Origin of the sequence: Streptomyces sp. GESEQ-35, from assembly GCF_017948485.1 — a bacterium.
Taxonomy (GTDB): Bacteria; Actinomycetota; Actinomycetes; order Streptomycetales; family Streptomycetaceae; genus Streptomyces.
In genome coordinates, this window is sequence record NZ_JAFFSX010000002.1 from 442,347 (window position 1) to 467,799 (window position 25,453).

22 protein-coding genes and 1 pseudogene are annotated in these 25,453 nt (G+C 70.8%); 10 read left to right on the top strand and 13 right to left on the bottom strand.

Going from position 1 to position 25,453, the window contains the following annotated elements; all coding sequences use genetic code 11:
• Positions 1 to 148: 148 nt before the first annotated feature.
• Positions 149 to 1,786, bottom strand: coding sequence for a PucR family transcriptional regulator ligand-binding domain-containing protein (locus KCH87_RS05480; RefSeq protein ID WP_210584587.1), 1,638 nt, complete (start codon positions 1,784 to 1,786; stop codon positions 149 to 151).
• Between the two features lie 161 nt (positions 1,787 to 1,947).
• Between KCH87_RS05480 and KCH87_RS05485 the strand changes: the two genes are divergently transcribed.
• Positions 1,948 to 3,204 (top strand): aspartate aminotransferase family protein, encoded by a 1,257-nt coding sequence (locus KCH87_RS05485; protein WP_210584590.1) that lies wholly within the window; start codon positions 1,948 to 1,950, stop codon positions 3,202 to 3,204.
• A 14-nt stretch (positions 3,205 to 3,218) separates the two neighbouring features.
• On the top strand, positions 3,219 to 4,658 hold the full coding sequence (locus KCH87_RS05490; protein ID WP_210584592.1) for an NAD-dependent succinate-semialdehyde dehydrogenase: 1,440 nt from the start codon (positions 3,219 to 3,221) through the stop codon (positions 4,656 to 4,658).
• A gap of 48 nt (positions 4,659 to 4,706) precedes the next feature.
• On the opposite strand, the gene KCH87_RS05495 is transcribed toward KCH87_RS05490, so the two are convergent.
• From KCH87_RS05495 to KCH87_RS05510, 4 genes are read right to left on the bottom strand one after another with little or no spacing between them, the layout of a single operon-like run.
• Positions 4,707 to 6,677, bottom strand: a complete 1,971-nt coding sequence (locus KCH87_RS05495) for an acetoacetate--CoA ligase (RefSeq protein WP_210584594.1) — start codon at positions 6,675 to 6,677, stop codon at positions 4,707 to 4,709.
• Complete coding sequence (locus KCH87_RS05500; protein ID WP_210584596.1) at positions 6,674 to 8,269, bottom strand: bifunctional 3-(3-hydroxy-phenyl)propionate/3-hydroxycinnamic acid hydroxylase; 1,596 nt, start codon at positions 8,267 to 8,269, stop codon at positions 6,674 to 6,676. Before KCH87_RS05500 ends, KCH87_RS05495 begins: the two co-directional genes overlap by 4 nt.
• A 12-nt stretch (positions 8,270 to 8,281) precedes the next feature.
• Positions 8,282 to 9,241 (bottom strand): fumarylacetoacetate hydrolase family protein, encoded by a 960-nt coding sequence (locus KCH87_RS05505; protein ID WP_210584598.1) that lies wholly within the window; start codon positions 9,239 to 9,241, stop codon positions 8,282 to 8,284.
• Positions 9,238 to 10,356: a VOC family protein gene (locus KCH87_RS05510; RefSeq protein WP_210584600.1), complete on the bottom strand. Its 1,119-nt coding sequence runs from the start codon at positions 10,354 to 10,356 to the stop codon at positions 9,238 to 9,240. Before KCH87_RS05510 ends, KCH87_RS05505 begins: the two co-directional genes overlap by 4 nt.
• Positions 10,357 to 10,492: 136 nt before the next feature.
• Here KCH87_RS05510 and KCH87_RS05515 point away from each other — a divergent pair, with 136 nt between their 5' ends.
• Entirely contained in the window at positions 10,493 to 11,128 is a 636-nt protein-coding gene (locus KCH87_RS05515; RefSeq protein ID WP_210584602.1) for a TetR/AcrR family transcriptional regulator, read from the top strand.
• A gap of 16 nt (positions 11,129 to 11,144) precedes the next feature.
• On the opposite strand, the gene KCH87_RS05520 is transcribed toward KCH87_RS05515, so the two are convergent.
• Positions 11,145 to 11,912, bottom strand: coding sequence for a DUF2993 domain-containing protein (locus KCH87_RS05520; RefSeq protein ID WP_210584603.1), 768 nt, complete (start codon positions 11,910 to 11,912; stop codon positions 11,145 to 11,147).
• 125 nt (positions 11,913 to 12,037) lie between these two features.
• Between KCH87_RS05520 and KCH87_RS05525 the strand changes: the two genes are divergently transcribed.
• The gene (locus KCH87_RS05525) at positions 12,038 to 13,654 is read left to right on the top strand and encodes an MFS transporter (RefSeq protein ID WP_210584605.1); all 1,617 of its coding nucleotides are present in this window, start codon (positions 12,038 to 12,040) and stop codon (positions 13,652 to 13,654) included.
• A 36-nt stretch (positions 13,655 to 13,690) separates the two neighbouring features.
• Here KCH87_RS05525 and KCH87_RS05530 read toward each other — a convergent pair whose 3' ends face one another.
• From KCH87_RS05530 to KCH87_RS50700, 3 genes and pseudogenes are all read right to left on the bottom strand, one after another.
• A complete protein-coding gene (locus KCH87_RS05530; RefSeq protein WP_210584607.1) occupies positions 13,691 to 14,113 on the bottom strand; it encodes a DUF421 domain-containing protein in 423 nt (140 codons plus the stop codon).
• 12 nt (positions 14,114 to 14,125) lie between these two features.
• Positions 14,126 to 15,862: a ubiquinone-dependent pyruvate dehydrogenase gene (poxB, locus tag KCH87_RS05535; protein ID WP_210584609.1), complete on the bottom strand. Its 1,737-nt coding sequence runs from the start codon at positions 15,860 to 15,862 to the stop codon at positions 14,126 to 14,128.
• 188 nt (positions 15,863 to 16,050) lie between these two features.
• Positions 16,051 to 16,167, bottom strand: a pseudogene (locus KCH87_RS50700) (transposase); the annotation flags it as partial.
• A gap of 159 nt (positions 16,168 to 16,326) precedes the next feature.
• Between KCH87_RS50700 and KCH87_RS05540 the strand changes: the two are divergent.
• Both KCH87_RS05540 and KCH87_RS05545 read left to right on the top strand, forming a co-directional pair.
• Positions 16,327 to 17,136: a hypothetical protein gene (locus tag KCH87_RS05540; protein ID WP_210584611.1), complete on the top strand. Its 810-nt coding sequence runs from the start codon at positions 16,327 to 16,329 to the stop codon at positions 17,134 to 17,136.
• Positions 17,137 to 17,787: 651 nt separating this feature from the next.
• Complete coding sequence (locus tag KCH87_RS05545; RefSeq protein ID WP_210584613.1) at positions 17,788 to 17,985, top strand: hypothetical protein; 198 nt, start codon at positions 17,788 to 17,790, stop codon at positions 17,983 to 17,985.
• A gap of 337 nt (positions 17,986 to 18,322) precedes the next feature.
• Here the strand turns inward: KCH87_RS05545 and KCH87_RS05550 are convergent, their stop codons facing one another.
• The 4 genes from KCH87_RS05550 to KCH87_RS05565 all read right to left on the bottom strand — a co-directional run bounded on the left by KCH87_RS05550 (position 18,323) and on the right by KCH87_RS05565 (position 21,622).
• Entirely contained in the window at positions 18,323 to 18,544 is a 222-nt protein-coding gene (locus KCH87_RS05550; RefSeq protein ID WP_374198958.1) for an SDR family oxidoreductase, read from the bottom strand.
• A gap of 92 nt (positions 18,545 to 18,636) precedes the next feature.
• Positions 18,637 to 20,748, bottom strand: coding sequence for an MMPL family transporter (locus KCH87_RS05555; protein ID WP_210584615.1), 2,112 nt, complete (start codon positions 20,746 to 20,748; stop codon positions 18,637 to 18,639).
• Positions 20,749 to 20,939: 191 nt separating this feature from the next.
• Positions 20,940 to 21,254 (bottom strand): hypothetical protein, encoded by a 315-nt coding sequence (locus KCH87_RS05560; RefSeq protein ID WP_210584617.1) that lies wholly within the window; start codon positions 21,252 to 21,254, stop codon positions 20,940 to 20,942.
• Positions 21,251 to 21,622: a winged helix-turn-helix domain-containing protein gene (locus KCH87_RS05565; RefSeq protein ID WP_210584619.1), complete on the bottom strand. Its 372-nt coding sequence runs from the start codon at positions 21,620 to 21,622 to the stop codon at positions 21,251 to 21,253. Before KCH87_RS05565 ends, KCH87_RS05560 begins: the two co-directional genes overlap by 4 nt.
• A gap of 177 nt (positions 21,623 to 21,799) precedes the next feature.
• Between KCH87_RS05565 and KCH87_RS05570 the strand changes: the two genes are divergently transcribed.
• From KCH87_RS05570 to KCH87_RS05585, 4 genes are all read left to right on the top strand, one after another.
• Positions 21,800 to 22,987 (top strand): sensor histidine kinase, encoded by a 1,188-nt coding sequence (locus tag KCH87_RS05570; protein ID WP_308298753.1) that lies wholly within the window; start codon positions 21,800 to 21,802, stop codon positions 22,985 to 22,987.
• Positions 22,984 to 23,652: a response regulator transcription factor gene (locus KCH87_RS05575; protein ID WP_210584623.1), complete on the top strand. Its 669-nt coding sequence runs from the start codon at positions 22,984 to 22,986 to the stop codon at positions 23,650 to 23,652. Before KCH87_RS05570 ends, KCH87_RS05575 begins: the two co-directional genes overlap by 4 nt.
• 76 nt (positions 23,653 to 23,728) lie before the next feature.
• Complete coding sequence (locus tag KCH87_RS05580) at positions 23,729 to 24,646, top strand: ABC transporter ATP-binding protein (protein WP_210584625.1); 918 nt, start codon at positions 23,729 to 23,731, stop codon at positions 24,644 to 24,646.
• Positions 24,643 to 25,410 carry an ABC transporter permease subunit gene (locus tag KCH87_RS05585; protein WP_210584627.1) on the top strand — a complete coding sequence of 256 codons (768 nt, stop codon included), beginning with the start codon at positions 24,643 to 24,645 and terminating at the stop codon, positions 25,408 to 25,410. Before KCH87_RS05580 ends, KCH87_RS05585 begins: the two co-directional genes overlap by 4 nt.
• Positions 25,411 to 25,453 lie beyond the last annotated feature (43 nt).

Consider the following 25,453-nt stretch of genomic DNA (forward strand, 5'->3'; position numbering starts at 1 on the left):
TGTCTCCTGAAGGCACTCTGGGCAGAGGTGCGATTTCAGGAAGGTATGGAGCGCGCATTTCGGCCAAGTGGCGCACCCGTCACGAATAATTTCGGAACTTGTAGCGAAATCGATTCGCCTCGATTTGTGCGTGGAGGTTGTCGTGACGTCAGCGGGCCCGCAGGACGTCAAGTGCGCTGAGGGCCACGTGGAGCTCGGTGCGCTGTTCGCCGGATTCGAGGTCGCAGTCGAGTATCCGCTCGATGGTGCGCAGACGTTGGTAGACCGTCTCACGGGACAGACCGCTCGCGCGGGCGGCGACGGTCTTGTTTCCGGCCGCGTCCAGGTACTGGCGCAGGACGCTCAGCAGGTCGGTGCCATGGCGGGTGTCGTGGTCGATGAGCCGGCCCAACTGCCGTTCCGCGTAGTCCTGGATCCGGGTGTCGTCGCGGAGCGCGAACAGCAGCCGGCGCAGTCCGATGTCGGACCGTTCGTGGAAGGAGCGGTCCGCGGGGAGCGGCCGGCCGGGCTCGGTCGCCTCGGCCACCCGGGCCGCCTCGCGGAACGAACGCGCGACGTCGGCGAGGTCCGGGGCCGGGGAGCCGGCGCACAGGGTCGCTCCCGGGGCGACGCGGTGCGCGGTGCGGCTCAGCTGCTCGACGGCGGGGCGCCATTGCCGGGACGGGCGCAGGGCGAGAAGGATGCCGAGGCGGGTGGGGGCGAGGCGGCCGACGAGTGCCTTGGTTCCCGTCGTCCTCAGCTCCTCGGGGAGGCGGACCTCGGCCTTCGCGGTGTCCTCCGCTGTGGGGATGTCCGCGAGTACGGCGACGAAGCACACGTTCTCGGTGGGCAGGCCCAGGGCCGCGACTCGGGCACGGGCGTCGGCCGGCGAAGGGTGGCGCTGCTCGGCGAGGTCGCGCAGGGCGTTGCGGTGTGCGGTGCGTTCCCAGGGTGTGGCGTGGATGAGGCGGGCGATGGTGAGGGCCATCGCCGTTCTCTCCAGGACGGTGACGTCCTCGGGGCCGAAGACCGGGGGCGCGGGCGTACCCGTCGGCGTGGGGAGCATGGCCACCCTGCCCCAGGCCTCGCCCTGGTACTCCACGGATGCCACGAGCCAGCCCTCCGGGCCCGACCGGCCCGTGCGGTCGGCGGGCGGGGTCGCCCGGGAGCGCTGTTCCCAGTCGGTGAGCGCGGTCTCGGCGGTGCGGCCGGAGGATTCGCAGATCAGCGCCTGATGGACGAGGTTCTCCAGGACGACCGTGTGGCCGCTCATCTCCGCCGCGGCCCGCAGCACGTCCTCGGGGCCCGCGCCGCGCAGCGTCAGAGCGGTGAACGCCTCATGGATGCGCTGGGTCCTGCGCATCGCGTCCGCCTGGTTCCCGAGGATCAGCGTGTGGACGACCTGGGTGACCTCCAGGAAGTTGACGTCGTCGGCCAGGGTGACCAGGGGGAGACCGCGCGTGCGGCACGCCTGGACGAGGGCCTCGGGCGGCCGGTGATAGCGGCGGACGAGCTCGATGACCAGGGCCGCGGCACCGATGTCGGCGAGTTCGTCCACGTACCGGCGTACGCCGGCGGGCTCGTCGGGCAGGGGCATGCCGGTGGTCAGGACGAGTTCGCCGCCCTTGAGGAAGGACGCGGGATCGGTCAGCTCGGTGATGTGGACCCAGCGGACGGGGCGGTCGAGGCGGGTCTCACCGGTGACGACCTGCGGCCGGCCGGCGGCCAGGACGGGCAGGGCCAGCACGTCGGCGACGGTGGGCGGACGGCCCGCGGGCCCCGGACCTGGGGGATGGGTCTCGCTCACAGTGCCTCTCTGCCTGCTCCGTCACTCCGACAAGCGTCACTGGTTGACACAACGTCCGAATACCCCGTTCCGGCCGGACAGATCACGCGTTGTCGGCGTCCAGGGCCGTGGGGATGCTCGGAGGACCGCAGCAGACCGACGACACAGGCCGGGAGACGACCATGACCGCACTGTCGCCGCACCTTCGCCAGGCCACGCCCGTGATGGCCGTCCGGGGCGAGGGCGTCCATCTCTACGGCGAGGACGGCCGCCGCTACCTCGACTTCACCGCCGGCATCGGTGTCACCAGCACCGGGCACTGCCATCCCACGGTGGTGGCCGCAGCCCAGGAGCAGGTGGGCACGCTGGTCCACGGTCAGTACACGACGGTCATGCACCGGCCGCTGCGCCGGCTGGTGGACAAGATCGGCGAGGTACTGCCGGCCGGTCTGGACAGTCTGTTCTTCACCAACTCCGGCAGCGAGGCCGTCGAGGCCGCGCTGCGGCTGGCCCGACAGGCCACCGGCCGCCCCAACGTCCTGGTCTGCCACGGCGGCTTCCACGGCCGTACCGTCGCCGCGGCCGCCATGACCACCTCCGGTACCCGCTTCCGCTCCGGCTTCTCCCCGCTGATGAGCGGTGTGGTCGTCACCCCGTTCCCGACGGCCTACCGCTACGGCTGGGACGAGGAGACCGCCACCCGCTTCGCGCTCCAGGAACTCGACTACACGCTCCAGACGATCTCCTCGCCCGCCGACACCGCCGCGATCATCGTCGAACCGGTGCTGGGCGAGGGCGGATACGTGCCCGCGACCCGGGCCTTCCTGGAGGGGTTGCGGGAGCGGGCCGACCGGCACGGCTTCCTGCTGATCCTCGACGAGGTGCAGACCGGCGTCGGGCGCACCGGCCGGTTCTGGGGGCACGACCACTTCGGCGTCACCCCCGACATCCTGATCACCGCCAAGGGGCTGGCCAGCGGTTTCCCGCTGTCCGGCATCGCGGCCTCCGAGGAGCTGATGAGCAGGGCGTGGCCGGGCTCGCAGGGCGGCACCTACGGCGCCAACGCCGTGGCCTGCGCGGCAGCCTGCGCCACCCTCGACGTCGTACGCGACGAGAAGCTCGTCGAGAACGCCGAGGCGATGGGCGCGCGGCTGCGGCAGGGTCTGGAGGCGGTGGCGGGCCGGACCCCCGGCATCGGTGACGTCCGGGGCCTCGGGCTGATGCTGGCCAGCGAGTTCGTCACCGAGGACGGCGGCCCCGACCCGGAGACCGCCGCCCGGGTGCAGCGGGCCGCCGTCGACGAGGGCCTGCTCCTGCTGCTGTGCGGCGCCTACAACCAGGTCGTACGGATGATCCCCGCGCTCGTCATCGACGAGACCGCGATCGACGAGGGCCTGCGGGCGTGGGCGGCCGCGGTGGAGACGGGAGCGGCCTCATGACCGGGAGCGACCCCATGACCGACGTACCGAAGCAACTGTTCATCGGCGGGGCCTGGGTGGACGCCGCGGACGGTGCCACCCTGCCCGTGGAGGACCCCGCGACCGGGGAAATCCTCTGCCAGATCGCCGACGCGGGTCCGAAGGACGCCCGGCTCGCGGAGGACGCGGCGGTCCAGGCGCAGCAGGAGTGGGCCCGTACGGCACCCCGGGCGCGCAGCGAGATCCTGCGCCGCGCCCACGAGATCATCCTCGACCGCACCGACGACCTCGCCCGTCTGATGACGTCCGAGATGGGCAAGCCCCTTGCTGAGGCCAGGGGAGAGGTGGCGTATGCCGCCGAGTTCTTCCGCTGGTTCTCCGAGGAGGCCGTCCGTATCGACGGCGGCTACGGCACCCTGCCCGACGGCCGCAACCGGATGCTGCTCTCCCGCCGCCCGGTCGGTCCCTGTCTGCTGATCACCCCGTGGAACTTCCCGCTGGCCATGGGTACCCGCAAGATCGGACCGGCGATCGCGGCGGGCTGCACGATGGTGTTCAAGCCGGCCCCGCAGACCCCGCTGTCCAGCCTCGCGCTGGCCGCGATCCTCAAGGAGGCCGGGCTGCCGGACGGTGTGCTGAACGTCGTCACCACCTCGCGCGCCGGCGAGGTGTGCGAGCCCCTGCTGCGCGGCGGCCGTATCCGCAAGCTGTCCTTCACCGGCTCCACGGCCGTCGGCCGGCTGCTGCTGGCGCAGTGCGCCGACACCGTCGTACGCACGTCCTTGGAGCTGGGCGGCAACGCGCCGTTCATCGTCTTCGACGACGCGGACCTGGACGTGGCCGTGGACGGCGCGATGACGGCCAAGATGCGCAACATGGGCGAGGCGTGCACCGCCGCGAACCGGTTCTTCGTCCACCGGTCGGTGGCCGAGGAGTTCGCGGAGCGCCTGAGTGCGCGGATGGGGGCGCTCGTCGTCGGCCCCGGAACGCGGGACGGAGTCGACGTCGGCCCGCTGATCGACACCGCCGGACGCACCAAGGTCGAGGAGCTGGTCGCCGACGCGGTGGAGCGCGGCGCCCGGGTGCTGGTCGGCGGGACCACGCCGGACGGCCCCGGCTGCTTCTACCCGCCGACCGTACTCACCGACGTGGACCCCGGCAGCCGCCTGATGGAGACGGAGATCTTCGGCCCCGTCGCCGCGATCCTCACCTTCGACGACGAGGACGAGGTCGTCCACCGCGCCAACGACACCCCCTGGGGCCTCGTCGGCTACGTCTTCACCGAGGGCCTGGACCGAGCCATCCGCGTCAGCGAACGCCTGGAGGTCGGCATGGTCGGCCTCAACACCGGTCTCGTGTCCAACCCGGCCGCTCCGTTCGGCGGCGTCAAGCAGTCCGGTCTTGGCCGGGAGGGCGGCCGGGTCGGAATCGACGAGTTCCTGGAATACCAGTACTTGGCGATCCCGGTGCGCTGACCTGTCGGAAGGGGAGCCACGATCGGGGGCCGGGCTGCTTGCTCAGGCTCAGCTGCTTCTCCGGCCGCGGCGTTCGGCCCCCAGGCGGGCGAAGTGGTCGACGAGTTCAGGGGCGTCCACCGCGCCCAGGTTCACGACCTGTTCGGCGGGGGCGCCCTGGAGGAGACGCTTGACGGGGACTTCGAGCTTCTTGCCGGTGCGGGTGTGCGGGATGGCCGGCACTTCGAGGATCTCGTCGGGAACATGGCGGGGTGAGGCGCCGGTCCGGATCGCCTCCTTGATCTTCTCGCGCAGACCGTCGTCCAGGGTCACATCGGCCGCGGGGACCACGAACAACGGCATCCAGTAGCCGCCGTCGGGCTCCTCCGCGCCGATGACCAGGGCCTCGGTGATCTCAGGGAGGCGTTCGACGACGTCGTGGATGTCGGCGCTGCCCAGGCGTACGCCGTTGCGGTTCAGCGTGCTGTCGGAGCGTCCGTGCACGATCACCGAGCCGTGACCCGTGACCGTGATCCAGTCGCCGTGCCGCCATACGCCGGGGTACGAGGAGAAGTACGCCTCGCGGTAGCGGGTGCCGTCGGGGTCGTTCCAGAAGTGCAGCGGCATCGAGGGCATCGGGCGGGTGACGACCAGTTCGCCGACCTGGTCGACCACCGGGAACCCCTCCCCGTCGTACGCGGCCAGTGCCACGCCGAGGTGGGGAGCCGACAGCTCGCCCGCCCAGACCGGGGTCGTGGGCGCGCTGCCCGCGAAACCGGAGACGATGTCGGTGCCCCCGCTGATGGACGCGAGCAGGACGCGGCCGCCGACGTGATCGCGAACCCAGGGGTAGGCGGAGGCGGGCAGGGCGGAGCCGGTGCAGCCGACGACGCGGACGGCCGACAGGTCGTACACCGACGGGTCGATGCCGAACTTGGCCATGCCCAGCAGGTACTGGGGGCTGGTCCCGAAGACCGTGACACGGTGGCGGGCGGCCAGCTCCCAGAGGATGCCGGGCCGGGCGAGCGGCGCGGGGCTGCCCTCGTAGGTACAGGTCGTGGCGCCGGTCAGGAGGGTGGAGGCGACCAGGTTCCACATCATCCAGTGGGTGGTGGTGTACCAGAGGAGTCGGTCGCCGGGGCCGAGGTCGGAGTGCAGGCCGAGGGTCTTCAGATGCTCCAGCAGGACGCCGCCGTGGCCGTGGACGATGCCCTTGGGCAGGCCGGTGGTGCCGGAGGAGAAGACGACCCACAGCGGGTGGTCGAACGGCACGGCGGTGCAGGCGAGTTGCTCGGTGCGGGTGGCCGCGTCCTCCCAGGGGACGAACAGCGTCGACCGGATCCCGGACGGCCACGGCAGACCCACGTGGTCGACGAGCACCATGGCCTTCAACGTCGGCAGCGCGCGGGCCAGTTCGAGGGCCGCGTCACGACGGTCGTGGGCGGTGCCGTTGAACAGATAGCCGTCCGCCGCGACCAGGACCGTCGGCTCGAGCTGCGCGAACCGGTCCGCGGCGGCCTGGTGGGCGTAGTCCTGCCCGCACACCGACCACACGGCGCCCAGGCTCGCGGCGGCCAGGAACGCGACGATCGCGTGCGGGGTGTTGGGGAGGTAGCCGACGACCCGGTCGCCCCGCCCCACCCCCAGGTCGCGCAGGGTGGCGGCGACCGAGGCGACCTGGGAGCGCAGCCGCTTCCCGGTCACCTCGTACGCGGACCCGGCCTCGTCCAGGGCGACGATCGCCACGTCGTCGTCCGCGAGGTTGCGCAGGGCGTGCTGGGCGTAGTTGAGGGTGGTGCCGGGGAACCAGCGGGCGCCGGGCATGGTCTCCTCGGCCAGCACCCGCTCGTACGGGGTGTCCGCGTCGATGCCGAAGTACTCCCACACCGCGCCCCAGAAGCCCTCCAGGTCGGTGACCGACCAGCGGTGCAGAACGGCGTAGTCGGTGGCGTCCACCCCGACGTGGCGGGCGAAGTCCACGATGCGACTGCTCGCGACGGCCTGCGGATCAGGCACCATGAAGGGGTCCGGCTCGGTCATCGTACGGCGCTCCTCAGCAGGCTTTTCTCGACGGTCCGTGGGGAAGGGCGGGGGCTTCGCGTGGTGTGCAGCAGGGCCGCCCAGTCGGCCATGGCCGTGAACTCCCGGCCGCCGGACGGGACCACGTCCATGACGACGCGGTCCGGCCGCAGCAGCACGGCGTCCGCCCGGCCCTCGCGCAACCAGGCGGCGAGGCGGCCGTCGTCGCCGAGACCGGCCACCGGGACGGTCCGGGCGCCGAGTCCGTCGGCGACCGCCTTCAGCGAGGGGGAGAGCGGTACGGCGGTCAGGACGGCGAAGGAGTCGCCGAGCAGGTCGTCGAGGCGGGCGCGCCGTCCGTCGGCGGTCACCCACGGCTGCGGGCAGTGGGTGCCTGCAAGACCCCGGCGGATACGGCGCCGCACGAGGGGGCCGGCGATCAGCGCCGGACCGAGGTCGCGGGCGGCCGCCGTACTCAGACCGGGGATGCGCACAGCGGCGTTCAGGACGCCACGACGGAGGGCGGCGGCGCCGTCCTGGCCGCCTGTCATGGCCCAGCCCATGGCGACCGCGAGCCGGATCAGATGGCGGGCGTGCGGCTTGCGTTCGCTCTCGTATGTCTCCAACAGCCGCTCGTCGGCGCCCTGTTGGAGGACACGGGCGAGCTTCCAGGTGAGGTTGTAGGCGTCCCGCAGGCCCGCGCACAGCCCCTGCCCGACGAACGGCGGGGTGAGGTGGGCCGCGTCGCCGAGGAGGAAGACCCGGCCGCGGCGCCAGCGGTCGGCGAGACGCGCCCGGAAGGTGTACTGCGCCTGCCGCACCACCGTGAAGTCGGCGCCGTGCGCGAGATCCACCCACGGAGCGATCAGCTCCCGCAGGCGCTCGTGATCCAGTTCTGAGTCGTCCGGCAGCCGGAACTCCCAGCGGTAGCGGTCCTCACCGACCCGCATGAAGGTTGCAGGGCGCCGCGGATCGCAGATCTGCTCGACGCCTTCCCAGCACCGGACCGGCAGACTGGTACGCACGTCGATGACCGTCCAGCGCTCCGCGAAGCGCAGGTCCTCCCACCCTGCCCCGATGGCGTCACGGGTGAGGCTGCCCGCGCCGTCGCACCCGAGGACGGCGTCCGCCCGCAGCAGATGCTCGCCCTCGTCGTCGCGGTACGTCACGTGGACCGGCCCGTCGCCGTCCTGCTCGACACCGACGACCTCGGCCCCGCCGCGCAGTTCGCACTCCGGTGCACGGGCCAGGGCCTCGCGCAGCACCCGCTCCAGCTCGGGCTGGTCGAACATGCTGGTCTGCGGGAAGCCGTGCGGACCCTGCGCCGCACGCGGGAACTCGGCCATCACCCGGTGCCGGGCGTCCAGCAGCCGCAGCCCTCGCGCGGGGCGGGCGACCGCGGCGAACTCCTCGGCGACACCCGCGGCCTGGAGGATGCGGCGCACCTCGTCGTCGGTGGCGACGGCGCGCGGAAGGGGGTAGACGTCGTGGTGGCGTTCGAGGACGACGGTCCGCACGCCACGCCGGGCCAGCAGCAGGGCGGCGGTTACGCCCACGGGTCCGGCTCCGACGATCACCACGGGTACGTCAGCCGAGTTGGGCTCGACGGTCATGTGCGGCTCACTTCAGGTCTCGGTTCGCGTCGGTCGGTTCGCGTCGGTCACGGGGGTGCGCTGCTCACCGAGGTCGATCCGGCCGTCCGGCGTGGCGATGGTCGCGGTCACCACATCGCCCTGCCGCAGGTAGTGCGGGTTCTTCGCCTGGCTCTTGAAGAACGCCTTCCACTTCACCGCGGGCGGCAGCAGCGCGCCGATCTTCTCGACGGCCTTCGGCGGAGCCTTGAGCGCCGTGCCGCCGGGCGTGCCGGTCAGCAGCAGGTCGCCGGGGGCCAGGGTCTGGAAGCGCGCGAGCAGGGTGAGCGCCTGCGCGGGGCGGACGATCATGTCGGCCAGGGTGCGGTCCTGGCGCAGCTCGCCGTTGACGGACAGCTTCAGCCGCAGGTCGAGGAGGTGGGCGAAGTCCTCCGGGTCGAGCAGGGAGAGGTACGGGCCGGTCGGCGTGAAGGTGGGGTACGACTTGCTCTCGTAGAACTGCGTCTTGGTCAGCTGGACCTCGCGGGCGCTGACGTCGTTGGTGATCACGAGCCCGGCGACGTAGCCGGGCAGGTCGCGCTCCTCGACGACGGTGCCGACCGGCAGGGGCGCACCCATGACCAGGCCCAGTTCGATCTCGTAGTCGAGGAACCGCACATGCTGCGGGCGGACGATGCTCTCGCCCGGGCCGCTGACCGAGCCGGACGCCTTGCGGAAGAAGGCGGGCGGGATGTCGCCGGTGAAGCCCGAATCGCGGGCGTGGCTGCGGTAGTTGACCATCTGGGCGACCACGCGGCAGGGGGTGGTGACCGGGGAGAGGGCCACCAGGTCGGCGACGGGTGTGCCGGCCGCGCCGGAGACCGCGGCCTCCGTGACGGCGGCCCGGTCGGCCAGCAGTTCGGCGGTGGTGCCGGCCAAGGTGGCGACGGGGACGGCGCGGTCGCCGAGGACGACCCACCACCCGTCGGCGGTGCGCAGGACGTCGGTGCTCATGAGTTCACGGCTTTCAGCAGGCCCAGAAGTCGGGCGGGGTCGAGTTCGTTGTCACCGCGCAGGGCGTGCAGCACCTCGCGGAGCTTGGCGGGAGAGGGGGTGGCGCCGAGGAAGTCCCGGGTGGCCGGCGGTCCCCACTGGGCCAGTCCGCTCGTGGACATGGGCGCCCAGCCGGGTTCGACGTCGCAGGAGAACAGATCGCCGTCGGCGAAGTGCTCCAGCATGAAGTGGTCGGGGTCGCGCCAGTAGTCGAAGAGCTGGCTGCCCTGGATGTGCCGACCGATGCCCCAACTGCGCCGGTAGCCGCGCTCCTTGAGGTACTCGCCGCCGGCGGCGATCGAGTCCAGGTCGGTGACCTGGTAGGCGGAGTGGACATAGCCGTTGCCCGGCCCCAGGTGCATGGCCAGGGTGTGGTGGTCGGCCGGGACACTGCCCAGGTCGCAGCGGACGAACGCCATGGTCGGCCCCCGGTCCCGCTGCCCGTCCAGGAAGAGGAAGTCGCTGACGACCATCCCCAGGGTGTCCAGATACCAGTCCAGGGCGCGGGCGAACACCCGTGTCTCCAGCACCAGATGGCCCAGCCGCTGGATACGGGACGGTTCCCGCGGAGGCCGCTGCGTGGCATTCGTACGACGGTGATCGGTGCCGAAGTTGAGCAGCAGCGGCTGCTGCTCGGGCAGCGCCGGCAGTTGCTCGCCGCAGTGCACCACGCGCACCGGGAGGCCCGAGGGGTCGAGCAGGCCGACCGTCCCGCCGCCGCCCGGGACGTCCGCGTCCCGTACGGCCGACCCCGTCGCCCGTGCCAGCCGGTCCAGGTCGGCCCGCTCGGCCGCGCGGAACGCCGGGCCGATGAAGCGAGAGGTCCGACCGCGCCGGATCACCATGCACGGCGAGCCCGCGAACGTGCCCCGGAGCCACAGCTCCCGCTCGGTGCGGGCGGCGATCCCGAAACCGAAGTCGCGGGCGAAGAGCTCCGCCCGGTCCAGGTCGGGCTTCTCGAACTCCAGCCAGGCCAGGTCGGCCACTTTGATCACCGGGTTCCGGGAGCGGCCGGGGTGTTCGCCGCGCAGGGCGCCCTGCTCACTGTGGAGGTCCTGATGAGCCGTCTTGGACATGACGTCCTCCAAGCAACATTGCTGTAATGAGGAAATCATCAGCATTGAGACTTCCCTCGTCAAGAGCTCGCCGGTGATTAACTGAGAGTTTCATCAGATCTGCGATCCTCGGGCAGCCGTTGCTAGACTCGCGCGCATGCCGACGTCAGCCCCGCCCCGCAACCGATTCGAACGGCGCCGCGCCGAGACCCGTCAGGCGCTCGTCCGTGCGGCCCGGCAGATCCTCGCCGAGACCGGGGACACCAGCGCGAGCATCCAGACGATCGCGGAGCGCGCGGACGTCGGCTTCGGCTCCTTCTACAACCACTTCGCGTCCAAGACGGAACTGTTCGACGCGGCGGTGCGAGACGCCCTCGAAGAACTCGGCCAAGCCTTCGACGAGCACCTGCGGGGCATCGACGACCCGGCGGAACTCGTCGCCGCGGGCTTCCGTCTCAGCGCCCGCCTGGCCGACTCCCGACCTGAACTGATGCAGGTCCTGCGCCATCGCGGCCTCGGCCACATCCACGCCGAATCGGGCCTGGCGCCGCGCGCCGTGCGTGACCTGGAGGCCGGTATCGCCTCCGGCCGCTTCTCCATCACCGACCCGACCGTCGCGCTGACCGTCCTGGGCGGTTCCCTGCTGGCGCTGGTGGAGCTGAGGTTCGCCCGGCCCGACCTCGACGGCGACGAGGCCGCGTCGAACCTGGCCGAGATGCTGCTGCGCATGCTGGGCGTCCCGCCGGAGGATGCCCGCGACGTCGCCCGGCGCGCCCTGCCCGACGTCGACTGACGTACATCTCCGGGGGTTACGCGGTCGTGGAGCCCGGACGGAAGGTGACCGCCTCGCCGGTGAAGCGGCCGCTGATCCCGCTCTGCGACGTGGTGACCGACTGGAGGCGCAGTCCCTCGGGAATGTTCCGCAGGGGGACGGGCTCCTCAAGGGCCTTGTCGAGCAGCGCCTTCGCGGGCGGGATCAACTCGCCCTGAGCGACGCGGATGTCCGTGAAGGCGATGTGGTTTCCGGAGGCCGCCGAGACGGCCGCACTCACGGTCACGTCGCCGACGAGCGGCAGGCTGACCGTCGCGTCCACCCGGCCCGGCTCGTCGCCCTGCGAGATGTCCACGCCGAGCGCCTGCGACACGTCTTCGTACGACAGGAAGGCGGTCGCGTCGACGCTGCGCGCATGGGCTTCGTCGGCGCTCCCCGAGGTCTTCAGTCCGTCCAGGCCGACGGTCAGCTCGGTCACCGGTAGCGGCCGGGTCGTGCCACGGGCGGGTATGTCGTGGGCGGTGATGTCGACGTGCCGCAGGGTGCCCCGGGCCAGCTGGGTCAGTACGGGAAACCCGCCGACGTGCACCGAAGGGCGCTGAGGCGTTCCCATTCCCTCCTGGAACGCCTCAGCCGTACGGCTCTCCGCGCGGCCCGCGGCGACACGGTCGACGACGACAGCGCCGACCAGCAACGTCGCCAGGGACGCGACGGCGACGATCTTGCGCCGCCTCCCCGGGGCCGGCGAGCTCACGTGAACGGCCGTGTGACCGTACTGCTCCTCGTCGGACTGGGACTGGTGCATGACGTTCCCCTCGGCAGGTGATCTCCGGTCGATGGAGGCGGGCATCTCGATACTTGCACATGGGCGGGCAATAAACTAGTCTGCTCATCGATGTGCAATTAACGTCTTGCCTCTGGGAGCCTCCCGTGCCGTTCCTCGCCGACACACCCGTAGAGAAGATGACCGGGCCCTACGCCCGGCGCTGGTGGGCACTGCTCGTGCTCTGCCTGAGCCTGCTGATCGTCGTCATGGCGAACACGTCGCTGATCGTGGCGGCACCGGACATGACGAAGGACCTGGGCCTGTCCAGCAGCGACCTTCAGTGGGTCATCGACGGCTACACCGTCCCGTACGCCGCGCTGATGCTCGTGCTCGGCTCGATCGGCGACAAGTACAGCCGCCGCGGTGCGCTGATCCTGGGTCTGCTGATCTTCGCCGGCGGTGCGGTGATGGGCGGTCTGGTCGACGAGACCGGCCTGGTCGTCGTCGCCCGCGTGATCATGGGCGTCGGAGCCGCCGTCGTCATGCCGGCCACCTTGTCCCTGCTGGTCGCGATGTTCCCGAGGGGTGAGCGCGCCAAGGCCATCACCGCCTGGAGCGCCACCTCCGGTCTCGCCATCGCCGTCGGTCCGCTCGCCGCCGGATGGCTGCTGGAGAACCACGCCTGGGGCTCCACCTTCCTGATGAACGTCCCGCTCGCGCTGGTCGGCGTCGTCGGCGCACTGCTCCTGGTGCCGCCGTCGAAGGCGGAGAAGATGGGCCGGATCGACTACATCGGCGGTCTGCTCTCGATCGTCTCCGTCGGCAGCCTGGTCTACGCGACCATCGAGGGCCCGCACTTCGGCTGGGGCGTCGGCCCGGTCACCGCGGCCGTGGTCGCCGGTGTCGGCCTGCTGGCCTTCGTGGCCTGGGAGTTGAAGCACCCGCACCCGATGCTGAACGTGCGCAAGTTCAGGGAGCGCCCCTTCAGCGGCTCGATGCTCGCGGTGCTGTTCTTCTTCTTCGGCACCTTCGGCTCGATCTACTACTCCACCCAGTTCCTCCAGTTCGTCCTCGACTACAACGCGCTGGAGACCGGCATACGGCTGCTGCCGCTGGCCGGAGCCGTCTTCGTCGGCGCCGCGGTGACCGGCCGGCTGGCCCCGAAGCTGGGCGTGAAGCTGGTGGTGGGGACCGGCATGGTGATCGGCACGGCGGGCGTCTTCCTGCTCACGCAGATCGAGTCGGGCTCGACGTACACCGACTTCCTGGCGCCCCTGCTCCTGCTCGGCCTCGCGATCGGCCTGAGCGTGTCCCCGGCCACCGACACCATCATGGGCTCCTTCCCGGAGTCGGAGCTGGGCGTCGGCGGCGGCGCCAACGACACCGCGCTGGAACTCGGCGGCTCCCTGGGCATCGCCATCCTCGGCTCGCTCCTCGCCACGTCCTACAAGGACAAGCTGACCGACCTGGTCGGCGGCCACCTCCCGGCCACCGCCATGGACACCGCCAAGGACTCGGTGGGCGGCGGCCTCGCCGTGGCCGAGCAGATCGCGAAGACGCCGTCCGCGGGACCCCAGCAGGCCCAGACCCTGGTCGACGCGGTCCATGAATCCTTCGCCCACGCCGTCGCCCAGACCAGCCTCATCGGCGCGGTCATCATGGCCGTCGGAACGGTGATCGTCGTCGTGGTCCTGCCCGGCCGCAAGGCCGAAGACAAGCACCGCCAGGAGGAGCCGGCGGCGGGCGACCGGGGCGAGGAGTACGCGGACTCCGGTCGGTGAGCCGGTGGTCGGCGAACTCGTCACCAACGCCATCGGCTACTGAGAACGACGGTCGAGCAGTGCTTCCATCGCGGACAGGCGGCGTTCGATCTGTTCCAGATCGCCGCGCGTGGCGGTCTGGGCGGCGGGCGTGAGCACGATGACCAGGTGCCCGCTCGGCTCCAGCCAGGCGGACTGGACGTCGTCGATCCCGTCGCCGTTCTGGAGGCGGACCGCGTGCTCGATCTCCTCGCGCCGGATGGCGAGATGGCGCAGGGTGCCCGGGATGAGCCGGCCGTCGTCGATGACGGGGCTGCTGGTGCCCTCCAGCCAGCGCGCGGCGCGATCGTCGGCGGCGAGCCAACGGGTGATGACGGCGTTCATGACGATCAGCGTCACCGCTCCTACGGCCCCGCCGGTCACGCTGTCGTCCGGGCCGATCACCGCGTTCTGGACGATGTTCGACAGCAGGAAGATCACGACGAACTCCGTTTACTCAATGCTGAGCTGGCGCAGGTTGGTCTTGGTGAGTTCGAGGATCTCGTCGCCGCGGCCGGACAGGATGGTGCGGGTGGCGAACAGGGTGAAGCCCTTGACCTGCTCAAGGGTGAGCTTCGGAGGAAGCGAGAGCTCCTGGCGCTCGGTGTGGACGTCGACCAGTGCGGGCCCGTCGTGCCGGAAGGCCTCCTGCAACGCGTCCTCCAACTCGTCGGCGCGTTGGACACGGGACGCGTGCAGGCCGGCGGCGCGGGCCTGGGCGCTGAAATCGGGATTGTGCAGTTCGGTGCCGTACGTGACGACGCCGGCGGCCTTCATCTCCAGCTCGACGAAGGCCAGGGCCGAGTTGTTGAAGACGACGACCTTCACCGGCAGGTCCAACTGCCGCAGCGTGCTCAGCTCGCCGAGCAGCATCGCCAGGCCACCGTCACCCGAGAGCGCGATCACCTGGCGGCCGGGATGGCTGGCCTGGATCCCGACCGCGTGCGGCAGCGCGTTGGCCATCGAGCCGTGGTTGAAGGAGCCGATGAGCCGCCGCTCCCCGTTCATCCGCAGATAGCGCGCCGCCCACACGGTGGGTGATCCGACATCGGCGGTGAACGCGGCGTCGCGGGCTGCCAGCCGGTCGATGGTGGCGGCGACGTACTGCGGGTGCAGAGGGGAGTCGGTGGGCCTGCCCTCGGCCAGCTTGTCCAGACGGGAACGCACCCGCTGGTAGTGGCGGTTCATCGTCTTCAGGAAGCTGTCGTCGTCTCGACGATCGAGCAGCGGAAGCAGCGCCCGGGCGGTGTCCTTGACCGTCCCCACCAGGGGGACGTCCACCGGTGTGCGGCGGCCGATGTGCTCACCGCGCACGTCGACCTGCACGACGGACGCCTTCTGCGGATAGAACGAGCGGTACGGGAAGTCGGTGCCCAGCATCAGCAGCGCGTCGCAGTGCTCCATCGCCCGGTAGCCGGAGCTGTAGCCGATCAGCCCGGTCAGTCCCACGTCGTAGGGGTTGTCGTACTCCAGGAACTCCTTGCCCCGCAGCGAGTGCACCATGGGTGCCTTCAGCGCGTCGGCCAGCGCCACGGCCTCGTCGTGTGCCCCTTCGCAGCCGGCCCCGGCCAGGATCGTCACCCGCTCGGCCGCGTTGAGGACCTCCGCCGCACGGGCCAGTGAGGTGTCGTCCGGCCGGATGTGGGAGGACGTCTTGAGCACCGGGTGGTGAGCGGGCCGGTCGGGCGCCGGTGCCAGGAACAGCTCGCCGGGGACGACGAGCACCGCCACTCCGCCGCGCTCCAGGGCGGCGCGAACAGCCATCTGAAGCAGCCACGGCACCTGCTCGGGGATGCTCGCCAGTTCGCAGTACACGCTGCACTCGCGGAACAGCAGCTGCGGATGGGTCTCCTGGAAGTAGCCGCTGCCGATCTCCTCCTGCGGAATCTGCGCGGCCACGGCGAGCACCGGCACCCGGCTGCGCTGCGCGTCGAACAGCCCGTTGATCAGGTGCAGGTTTCCCGGTCCGCAACTGCCGACCGCGACCGCGAGGCGCCCCGTCACGCCCGCTTCGGCAGCGGCGGCGAATGCAGCGGCCTCTTCGTGCCGCACATGTCCCCACGCGATGGTGCCGTCGCGGCGAAGGGCGTCGGTGAAGCCGTTGAGGGAGTCTCCGGGCAGACCGTAGACCCGCCGCACCCCGGACGCCTTGAGCGTGGACACGATGAGGTCAGCGACCGTGTCGGCCATGGCGGGGTGTCCTCCTGACTCGGGTCACCGAGAGCCGCGGTGAAATGACCGCCGCACCTCACGCCCTCAGGATGGCCCGGCTCGGGCCCTGCCGCACCCCCTGGCGGAACGTCTGGAGCCAGTCCCGCCGCTCGAAGATCACGCGCTGACATCACACGGGCCCTTGGTCGTTTCCGCAATGTCAGGGCAGCCAGTTCGACGAAGATGCCGTTGAGGACCTGCCGCCGGTCACGGACCGGGCGGCCCATCCGAGGCGGAGCCGGCAACGGCTCAATGACCGCCCATGCCTGCCCATGCCTGATCAATCAGCTCATGACGACGCAGAGCACGGAGGTTTCCCTCATGGCCGTCTCTGCACGCTCCAACCACATTTGGTTCGCACTGTTGTGCGCAACTTCGTAAGATCTCCGCGCGAGGCGGTGTCGCAATGGCCGAGTGCTCGCCCATGAAGTTCGGAGAATCCCATGCGCCGTCCTCTCGTGCTCACCGCTGCCGCCGCGCTGCTGTGCGCCGGCTGCTCCACGGCCGACGCCGGAAGCCGTGACAAGCCCGCGGCCGCGTCACCGTCTTCCACATCGTCGTCCGGCCCCCGCTCCGCCGTACGAGCGGCCGTCGCGGCTCTCCGCGAGGACAGCGCCGGGTTCCGCCAGGAGATCGAACTGGAGGGTGAGGGCCAGGTGTACGGCCTCACCGTCACCGGCGGCTTCGACTTCGCCGCGGATAGGGGTCACCTGGCGGTCGACCTCCCCGGCGGCGCCATCGACCACAGCGACCAGGTCTTCGCGGACGGCAAGATTTACATCAGCGGCGTCGAGGGGATCGGCGAGGATGCCTGGGGGGTTGTGCCCCGGGACAAGGCGCAGGCCCACTACCTGCTGCGGGCCCCGCTCAACGACCCCGAGCACGTCCTGCGGCAGATCGCCGCAATGCGCAAGATCTCCCGGGAGGGCGAGGAGAACGTCCAGGGGGTGCGCGCAGTGCGCTACCGCGGCATCCTCGACCACCGGACCGTCACTCTGCGCATGGCCCCGGACGTCCGCACGAAGACGGACCAAGCCCGCGACGTCCTGGGCAGCGACCTCCCGGTCTTCGCGGACGCGTGGGTCGACGGCCGGGGGCGCCTGGTGCAGATCCGCACGAGCGTCAACATGTCCGGTGCGCGGGTGACGCTGACCATGGCCCTGTCGGACATCGGTGAGCCGGTCCCCGTGACGGTTCCACGGGCCGCGGACACGATCCCCGTCACCGAGGTCGGCGGCATCCTGAACGGCTGAGCCGGACGGCCGCTCCGGCTGCCTGATCAGTCAACTCATGACGACGCACCACGAACAGACCAACACACCAACCACTTCGCGGACATGACCTGGGCGCCGCGGCCGCCCAGGAGCGGCCCGCACCAGGAGGGTCGTTGGCCTGGCCGCGGCGGAAGGCATCCAGTTCGATCGCCTCGGTCGGGTGGCACGCCCGCAGCAATGAAAAGCCGGGGCAGTGACGGCACTCGTCTGCTCACGCCGTGTTGGAAAGCCGAACGGACGGCATCGGGCACGCGCGCCTTTGGCCGGGTGCCGAAGATCCGGTAAACCTGCACAGCTTCACTGACAGGTCGTACGGAACCTGAGCAGTAGTCACGACTGTGCCGGACTACGGCGGCCTCGGCACGGAAGCATCAATCTTGGGAATCGGTGGCAACCGGTGTGCGTGCAGCCGAGTGGCAGACCGCGTGAAGGAGTCGGCGTGTTCGGTCACTGCGCAGTCACACCGGTGAAGTCGCCTTGCGCGGTGCGTCCCGTTTGAGCCTCGGGCGGCTGGCCGCCCGTTTATCGGCGTGCTTTGATCCTGCGCGTGGCGCAAGTCGCCGGGAAGGGTTCCCAGTTTCAGGCGAACTCTGCCATTCCGAAGTACCTATTCGAAGGGAACCGCGCATTATGAACTTTGCCTCCCAGGTTGAAGCAGCCGAGATCTCCGACACCGACCTGGACAACGTCTCCGGCGGCCTCGCGGCCGGCGGCTCCGGCGGTCTCTTCCTGGAGACGCCGATCGGAGACGTCTTTGCCGGCCTCACGGCTGTCGCGTCGACCGAGGGTCTCGTGGCGGGAGCGGGCGTCCACACTGCCGCTCTGTGACGACACGCGTATCCACACGATGGGCCCCGGATCAGATGAATCCGGGGCCCATCGTGTGGATACCGCGTGTGGCGCCGCCCAGCAGATACCCCGCGTCGAAACGGTCATCTGGGATGCGCGGGAGGAGAAATGGTGACGACTCATCAGAGTCTGAGAGGGCGGAATGCGAGTCCCTGTCTGATTCGTCTTTGAGTCGGGATCAGGTGTGCTGATCGGCAAAGACGATGAGGTCGTTGACCTTGGACTCAGATCATTCAGCCACCGGCCGGGCTCTCGTCGTGTGTCGACCGACCATGTCGCGACTCGGATGTCTCCTGTGTCCCCGGAGGGATACCGCCTACAGGCGGAAGCCGCCGGTGGCGTCGATGAGTTGGCCCGTGATCCACCGGGCGTCGTGGGAGGCGAGAAGGGCGACTACGTCGGCGACGTCGGCGGGTTCGCCGATGCGGCCGAGGGCGTTCTGTGCGGCTATGGCGGCGACGAGTTCGGAGTTTCCGCGCAACCAGGACGCGTTCATGTCGGCGGTGATGCGGGTCATGTCGCCCGCGGGCAGCGGCACCTCGCGTTCCGCCCGTCGCCACGGCCCGGCATCTGGCGTGGTTCGTCGACGTCGACACGGGCGTAGGGAACCCGCGTCGACGTCGTCCGGTGTCAGGCCGGTTCGTGTGCCTGGTCCCGTGCGGAAGGCGAGGTGTCGCTGCCCGCAGCGGCTCGGTCGCGGGCGCCCAGGTGGCGGAAGAGCTTGCCCGGCCACCAGAACCGGCGGCCGAGGTCCAGGGCGAGCGCGGGGACCAGGACCGTGCGGACGATGAAGGTGTCGAGCAGGACGCCGATGCCGACGAGGACGCCCATCTGGGCCATGGTGACGAGCGGCAGGCCGGCGAAGACCGCGAAGGTCGCGGCGAGGACGACGCCTGCGGAGGTGATGACACCTCCGGTGCTGGTCAGGCCCTCCAGGACGCCGCGTGTGTGGCCGAGGCGGGCGGCCTCCTCCTTCACGCGGTGCATGAGGAAGATGTTGTAGTCGATACCGAGGGCGACCAGGAAGACGAAGCCGAGCAGCGGGATCGACCAGTCGACGCCGGCGAAGCCGAGGACGTGCTCGAAGAGCAGGTTCGAGGCGCCCAGGGCGGCGAAGTACGACAACACCACGGTGGCCAGGAGCAGCAGCGGTGCTACGAGGGCTCGCAGCAGCCAGATGAGGACGCCGAGGACGACCAGGAGCACGATCGGGATCACCGTGGTCAGGTCACGATCGGCGGCCCGCTGGGTGTCGAGGGTCTGTGCGGTGGTGCCGCCGACGAGGGCGTCCATGGGAGCCACGGCGTCGCGGAGTTCGTCGATCGTGTCCTTGGCGGCCTTGCTGTCCGGGGCGTCCTGCAACACCACGGAGAGGGTGGTGAGTTGGCCGTCCGGGGTGCGGTCGCCGCCGTCCTCGACGCGGGCCACGCCGTCGACTTCTGCCGCGGCTGTCCGGATCGCCTCGGCCCGGTCGGTACTGGTGACGATCTTCGCGGGATCGGAGGCGCCCGACGGATAGTGCGCCGCGATCCGCTCCTGGGCTACGACCGATTCGGGCTTGTCCTGGAACATCTCGGCCTGCGTCAGACCCATGGAGATGCCGGCCGCGCTGAGGGCGAGGACGCCGGTGGCGGCGACGGACATCATCCAGGACCAGCGCGGACGCCGGGCGACGGCCGTTCCGATGCGGGACCAGACGGTGCGCGCCTTGCGGGCGGGGGTGCCGTGGTGCGGTACGAACGGCCAGAACACCCAGCGGCCCGTGATGACCAGCAGTGCCGGAAGCACCGTGACCATGGCGAGGAAGGCGCAGACGACGCCGATCGCGCCGACCAGCCCCAGCGAGCGTGAGGAGTCGATGTCGGCGAAGGCGAGGCAGGCCAGGCCGACGGCGACGGTGCCGGCCGAGGCGAGGATCGCCGGGCCGGAGCGGCGGAGCGCGATGCGCATCGCCTCGTGGCGGTCGGCGTGGCGGTGCAGTTCCTCGCGGTAGCGGGCGATGAGCAGCAGCGCGTAGTCGGTGCCGACGCCGAAGACGAGGACCATCAGCACGCCCGCGCTCTGCGGATTCACCGGCAGTCCGGCGTGCTGGGCCAGCAGGTAGGTGGAGACCTGGGTGAGGACGGCCGCGAAGCCGACGGAGAGCAGGGGGAGCAGCCAGAGGACCGGGCTGCGGTAGGTGATCAGCAGCAGTACGGCCACGACCAGGGCGGTGGCGAGCAGCAGCGTCGAGTCGAGGCCGTCGAAGACCGCGACCTGGTCGGTGAGGGAGCCGGCCGGTCCGCCGACCTCGACGTCCACGCCGGGCGGGGCATTGGCCCCGGCGATGTCGCGCAGCTTGTCGATCGTGTCGGTGATGTCGTCCTCGCTGTCCAGCGGGACGACGGTCATCAGGGCTTGGCCGTCGTCGGACGGGATCGGCTGCGAGACCTCCTCGCCTGCCGGGACGAACGGTGCGAAGGCGGTCCGGTCGGCGGCCGCCTTCGCATCCGCGCCCTCGCCGGTGTAGACGACGACGGCCGGCATGACCGTGTCCGTACGGAACTTCTCCAGCTCGGTGTTGACCCGGGCGGACTCGGCGCCGCGCGGCAGGAAGGCGTTGGCGCTCGTGTCCTCGACGTCGCCGAGTTTCCCGGCGAGCGGGCCGAGTGCGACGGCCACGATCAGCCAGGCCGCCAGGACGAGCCATTTGCCGCGTCGCCCGCCGGGGGCGCGGGCGACGCGCTTGAGCAGCGCACGCATGAGTAGTCTCCTTCGTGGGAGCGCGCCGCCGGCAGCCGAGTACGGCGACCGGCACAGGGCGCACGGGATCGGCGCCACGGCGTATAGAGGTGTGATGACCTGCCGTGGCGTACGGGATGGGTGTGTCCGGGGTGTGTGCTTCTCGGTACGGCCGGGAGTTGGCGCTCCCGGCCGTACGTCGGCGGTGGCTGCTATTCGATCTCGCGCATCATCTTCTCCATCGAGCCGACCGCCAGCCGGGTCTGCGTCAGCTCGTCCAGGGTCTGGCGCTGTTCCTCGACGGTGCGCCGTTGCAACTCCACGGTGTCTTCGAGGAGTTGGGCGTACTTCTTGGCCAGTTCCTTGTACTGCTCCTCACGCGCGGCCAGCATCCGGGCCCGCCAGGTCGCGGCGGCCTGCCAGACGATCACGATGAGCAGGGTGAAGAGCCCGGCCGCGCCGACGGCGCCGACCAGAATCCCCCACTCGTCCTCTCCGGCGGCGAGCGTCACCAGTTCCTGATTCACTTCGCTTCCTCTTTCGCGGTCCGGTCGGCGGTCTCGGTGATCGTCGTGGCCGCCTGGGCGATGACGTGGGGTGTCAACTCGTAGAAGAACGGGGCGACTTCGAAGTACTTCATCGCCTTGCCGTCCTCCGCGAGTTCGAGCGTGCCGACGACCAGTCCGGCGGCCTCCAGCCGTTGCAGGTGCATGTGCAGCAGCGGGCGGCCCATGCCGATCTGGCGAGCGAGCGCGCTGACGTAGTTCCGGCTCTCCATGAGCGCCGCGACGATCCGCATGCGGTGCGGATTGCCGAGCGCGGAGAGCACTTTCAGCAGTTCGTCGCCCGTCGGTGCCGGAGGCGGTACGCCGTTGTGGTCGGCGACCTCGTGCATCGCGGCCCCTTTCCGCCGTACCTGTCAGAAAAGGCTGACAGCTGCTTCGGGCACCTGTCAAAGATTCCTGACACATCTCGGGGTGAGATGGGGGATGTCTCAGGGTCGGTTCGGGGACGGGCCCGGGTACTCCCGCTGTCGTATGCGCCCGGGCATTCGCGCTCATACGGTGTGCAAGTGACGACCTTCGACCGCCTGCCCGACCGCCTGCGGGCGCTGCCGCCGGGTGCGATGGACGTGTTGGTGGTGGGCGTCGTCGGGATGTTCACCGGACCGGACGCGGCGGTGAACGAACCGCCGTACCAGCAGGCGGACCGGTTGACCTGGCTGCTGCTCGCGATCTCACTGCTGGCGCTGCTGTGGCGGCGGCGGTGGCCGGTGCCGGTCGCCGTGGTCACCGGGGCGGCGTGTGCCGGCTGGGCGCTGCACGGGCACATCGGGGAGCTGCTGAACCTGCCGGTGATCGTGGCGCTGTACACCGTCGCCGTGCAGGGCGACCGTCGGCGCACCCTGTGGACCGGGCTGGTCGCCGCGCTTACCTCGGGTGTGGTCGCGCTGTGGGTCGGCAAGGACGTGGTGAACCCGCAGGGACTGCCGGTGCTGGAAATGCTCTGGCCGCTGGTGCCGCTGCTGCTCGGCGAAGTGGTCCGCACCCGACGGGAGTTGCTCGCCGAATACGCCGACCGGGCCGCCCGCGCCGAGGCCGAACGGGAGCGGGAGGCGGCCCGCCTGGTCCGCGAGGAACGGGTCCGGATCGCCCGAGAGCTGCACGACGTCGTCGCCCACACGGTCACGGCGATGACCGTCCAGGCGGGCGTGGCCCTGGAGACCATCGACGTGCGGCCCGACATGGCCCGGCAGGCGATGCGGCAGGTCCGGGACTCGGGCAAGGATGCGGTGCGGGAGCTGCGGGCCACGGTCGGGGTACTGCGGGAGGGGGACGGCGAGCCCATCGAACCCGCGCCAGGAATCGAACGGCTCCCCGAGATGGTCGAGCGGTTCGCGGGCGGCGGCATCTCGATCACGCTCCGGCAGGAAGGAGCGCCGGACGGCCTGCCGCCGGTGGTGGCGCTGGCCGCCTACCGCATCGTCCAGGAGGCCCTGACGAACGTCGTCAAGCACTCCGGCGCCCGGCACGCAGCGGTGTCGGTGGTCCGGCGGGACGGCACGCTGGCGGTGGAGGTCGTCGACGACGGCTCACCGTCCCCGCCGTCGCCACAGGGACCGACGAGCGGCTTCGGACTGGTCGGCATGCGGGAGCGGGCGGCTGCGGCCGGGGGAATCATCGAGTTCGGGGCGGCACCGGGCGGTGGATTCCGGGTACGGGCCGAACTCCCGGCCGGTGAGAGCGGAGAACGACGGTGACCGTACGCGTGGTGCTCGCCGACGACCAGACCGTCGTCCGGGCGGGTTTCCGTGCCCTGCTGGATCTCACGGCCGACCTGGTCGTGGTCGCCGAGGCGGCGGACGGTGCGCAGGCCGTCGAAGCCGTACGCCTGACCCGGCCGGACGTCGTCCTGATGGACATCCGCATGCCGGGCGTCGACGGCATCGAAGCCATCCGCCGCATCGCCGCCGACGCCGCGCTGGACGGCGTACGGGTCGTCGTCCTCACCACGTACCAGGTCGACGCGTACGTCTTCGAGGCGCTGCGGCACGGCGCGGCCGGGTTCCTGCTGAAGGACATCGAGCCGGACGAACTCCGGGAGGCGATCCGGACGGTCGCCGCCGGGCAGAGCCTCCTCGCACCGGCCGTCACGCGCGCGGTCGTGGAGGAGTTCGCCCGGCTGAAGGCCCCGGAAGCGGCCGGTGCCGAACGCCTCGCCGTGCTCACCGAGCGGGAGCGGGAGGTCATGGCGCTGGTCGCGGCCGGGCTGAGCAACGCGGAGATCGGCCGGGAGCTGCTGATGAGCCCGCTCACCGCCAAGACGCATGTGAGCCGGGCGATGACCAAGCTGGGGGCACGGGACCGGGCGCAACTGGTGGTGCTGGCCTACGAGACCGGGCTGGTCAGGGCCGGGGAGCGGTGACCGTACTCCCGCCGGAGTAGCCGCCGACTCCCGCCGACGGATGTCAGCAACGCCCCGGATTCCTACCGTCGTCGGCATGATCGAAGCACACGACCTCACGAAACGTTACGGGGACAGAACCGCCGTCGACCGGCTGACGTTCACCGTCCGGCCCGGCCGGGTGACCGGCTTCCTCGGCCCCAACGGAGCCGGGAAATCCACCACCATGCGTCTCGTCCTCGGCCTGGACGCACCCACCTCCGGCACGGTCACGGTGGCGGGCCGCCCGTACACCGAACTGCCCGCGCCCCTGCGCACGGTCGGCTCGCTACTGGACGCCAAGGGGGTGCACGGCGGCCGCACCGCCCATCACCACCTGGCCGGCCTCGCGGCGAGCAACAACCTCCCGCGCCGCCGGGTGGCGGAGGTCCTGGACATGACCGGCCTGACCGGCGCCGCAGGCCAACGGGTCAAGGGCTTCTCGCTCGGCATGGCCGGGCGGCTCGGTATCGCAGCCGCGTTGCTCGGCGACCCGGAGGTGCTGCTGCTCGACGAGCCGGTCAACGGCCTGGACACCGAGGGCATCCGCTGGATCCGCACACTCCTGAAGTCCCTTGCCGCACAAGGCCGTACGGTCTTCCTCTCCAGCCACCTGATGAGCGAGATGGAGCTCACCGCCGACCACCTGGTGGTGATCGGCCGCGGTCGGCTGCTGGCCGACACCACGGTCCGCGACTTCATCGAGACCAACTCCCGTGCCCATACGCTCGTCCGCTCCCCGGAGCCGGAGAAGCTGCGCGACCTGCTCCAGGCCAAAGGCGCGACCGTACGCCTGGAAGCCCGGGGCGGCTGGCGAGTGGACGGCCTCGACGCGCACACCATCGGAGACCTGGCCCGCGACCACGGCCTCGCCCTCCATGAACTCACCCCGACCCGCTCCTCGTTGGAGGAGGTCTACACGGCCCTGTCCCAGGACTCGGCCGAGTACCGGACACGGCAGGAGGCCCTGCAATGACGGCCCTTATCGATGCCCGGGCCGGTTTCCCGCAGGCCCTCGCCTACGAGTGGACCAAGTTCCGCAGCGTGCGCTCCCTGGTGTGGACGACCCTGGCGACCACCGCCGTACCCGTCCTGGGCTCGGTCTTCGTCGCGGCCACGGGCAGCCTGCAACCCGACGACACGGTCCTCGGCGGCAGCCTCTCCCTCACCGTCGTGGCCCAGATCCTGGCCGCCGTGACCGGCGCGCTGCTGATCACCGGCGAGTACGGCACCGGCACCATCCGCACCACCTTCGCCGCCAACCCGCGCCGCACCACCGTGCTGTCCGCGAAGGCGACCCTGATCGCGGCGGTCACGTACGCCCTGTCCCTGCTCTCCTGCACACTCGCCTACCTGATCGGCGACGCACTCCTCGAAGACGGCAAGTACGCCCAAGGCGAGCCATGGCCCGCACTGTTCGGCGTCGCGGGCTCCTTCGCCGTGGCCGCGCTGCTGGGTCTCGCGGCCGGCACCCTCATCCGCCACTCCGCGGGCGCCGTCACCGCGGTCATCGGAGTCCTGCTCCTGCCCGCCCTCCTCGGCCCGCTCTTCGGCGACGCCCAGCGATGGGTCGCCGGGATCTCACCGACGGCCGCCCTGCAGAAGCTCACCCAGACCTCGGACGCCACCGCCGAGACGGTCGGCAGTCTGGGCCCCTGGCCGTCCCTGCTGCTCGTCACCGCCTACACGGGAGCGCTGCTCCTGCTCGCGGCCGGAACGCTGCACAGGCGAGACGCATGACGACGGCGCGCGTAAATACCCTTGTACGAAAGGAGACTTCGCC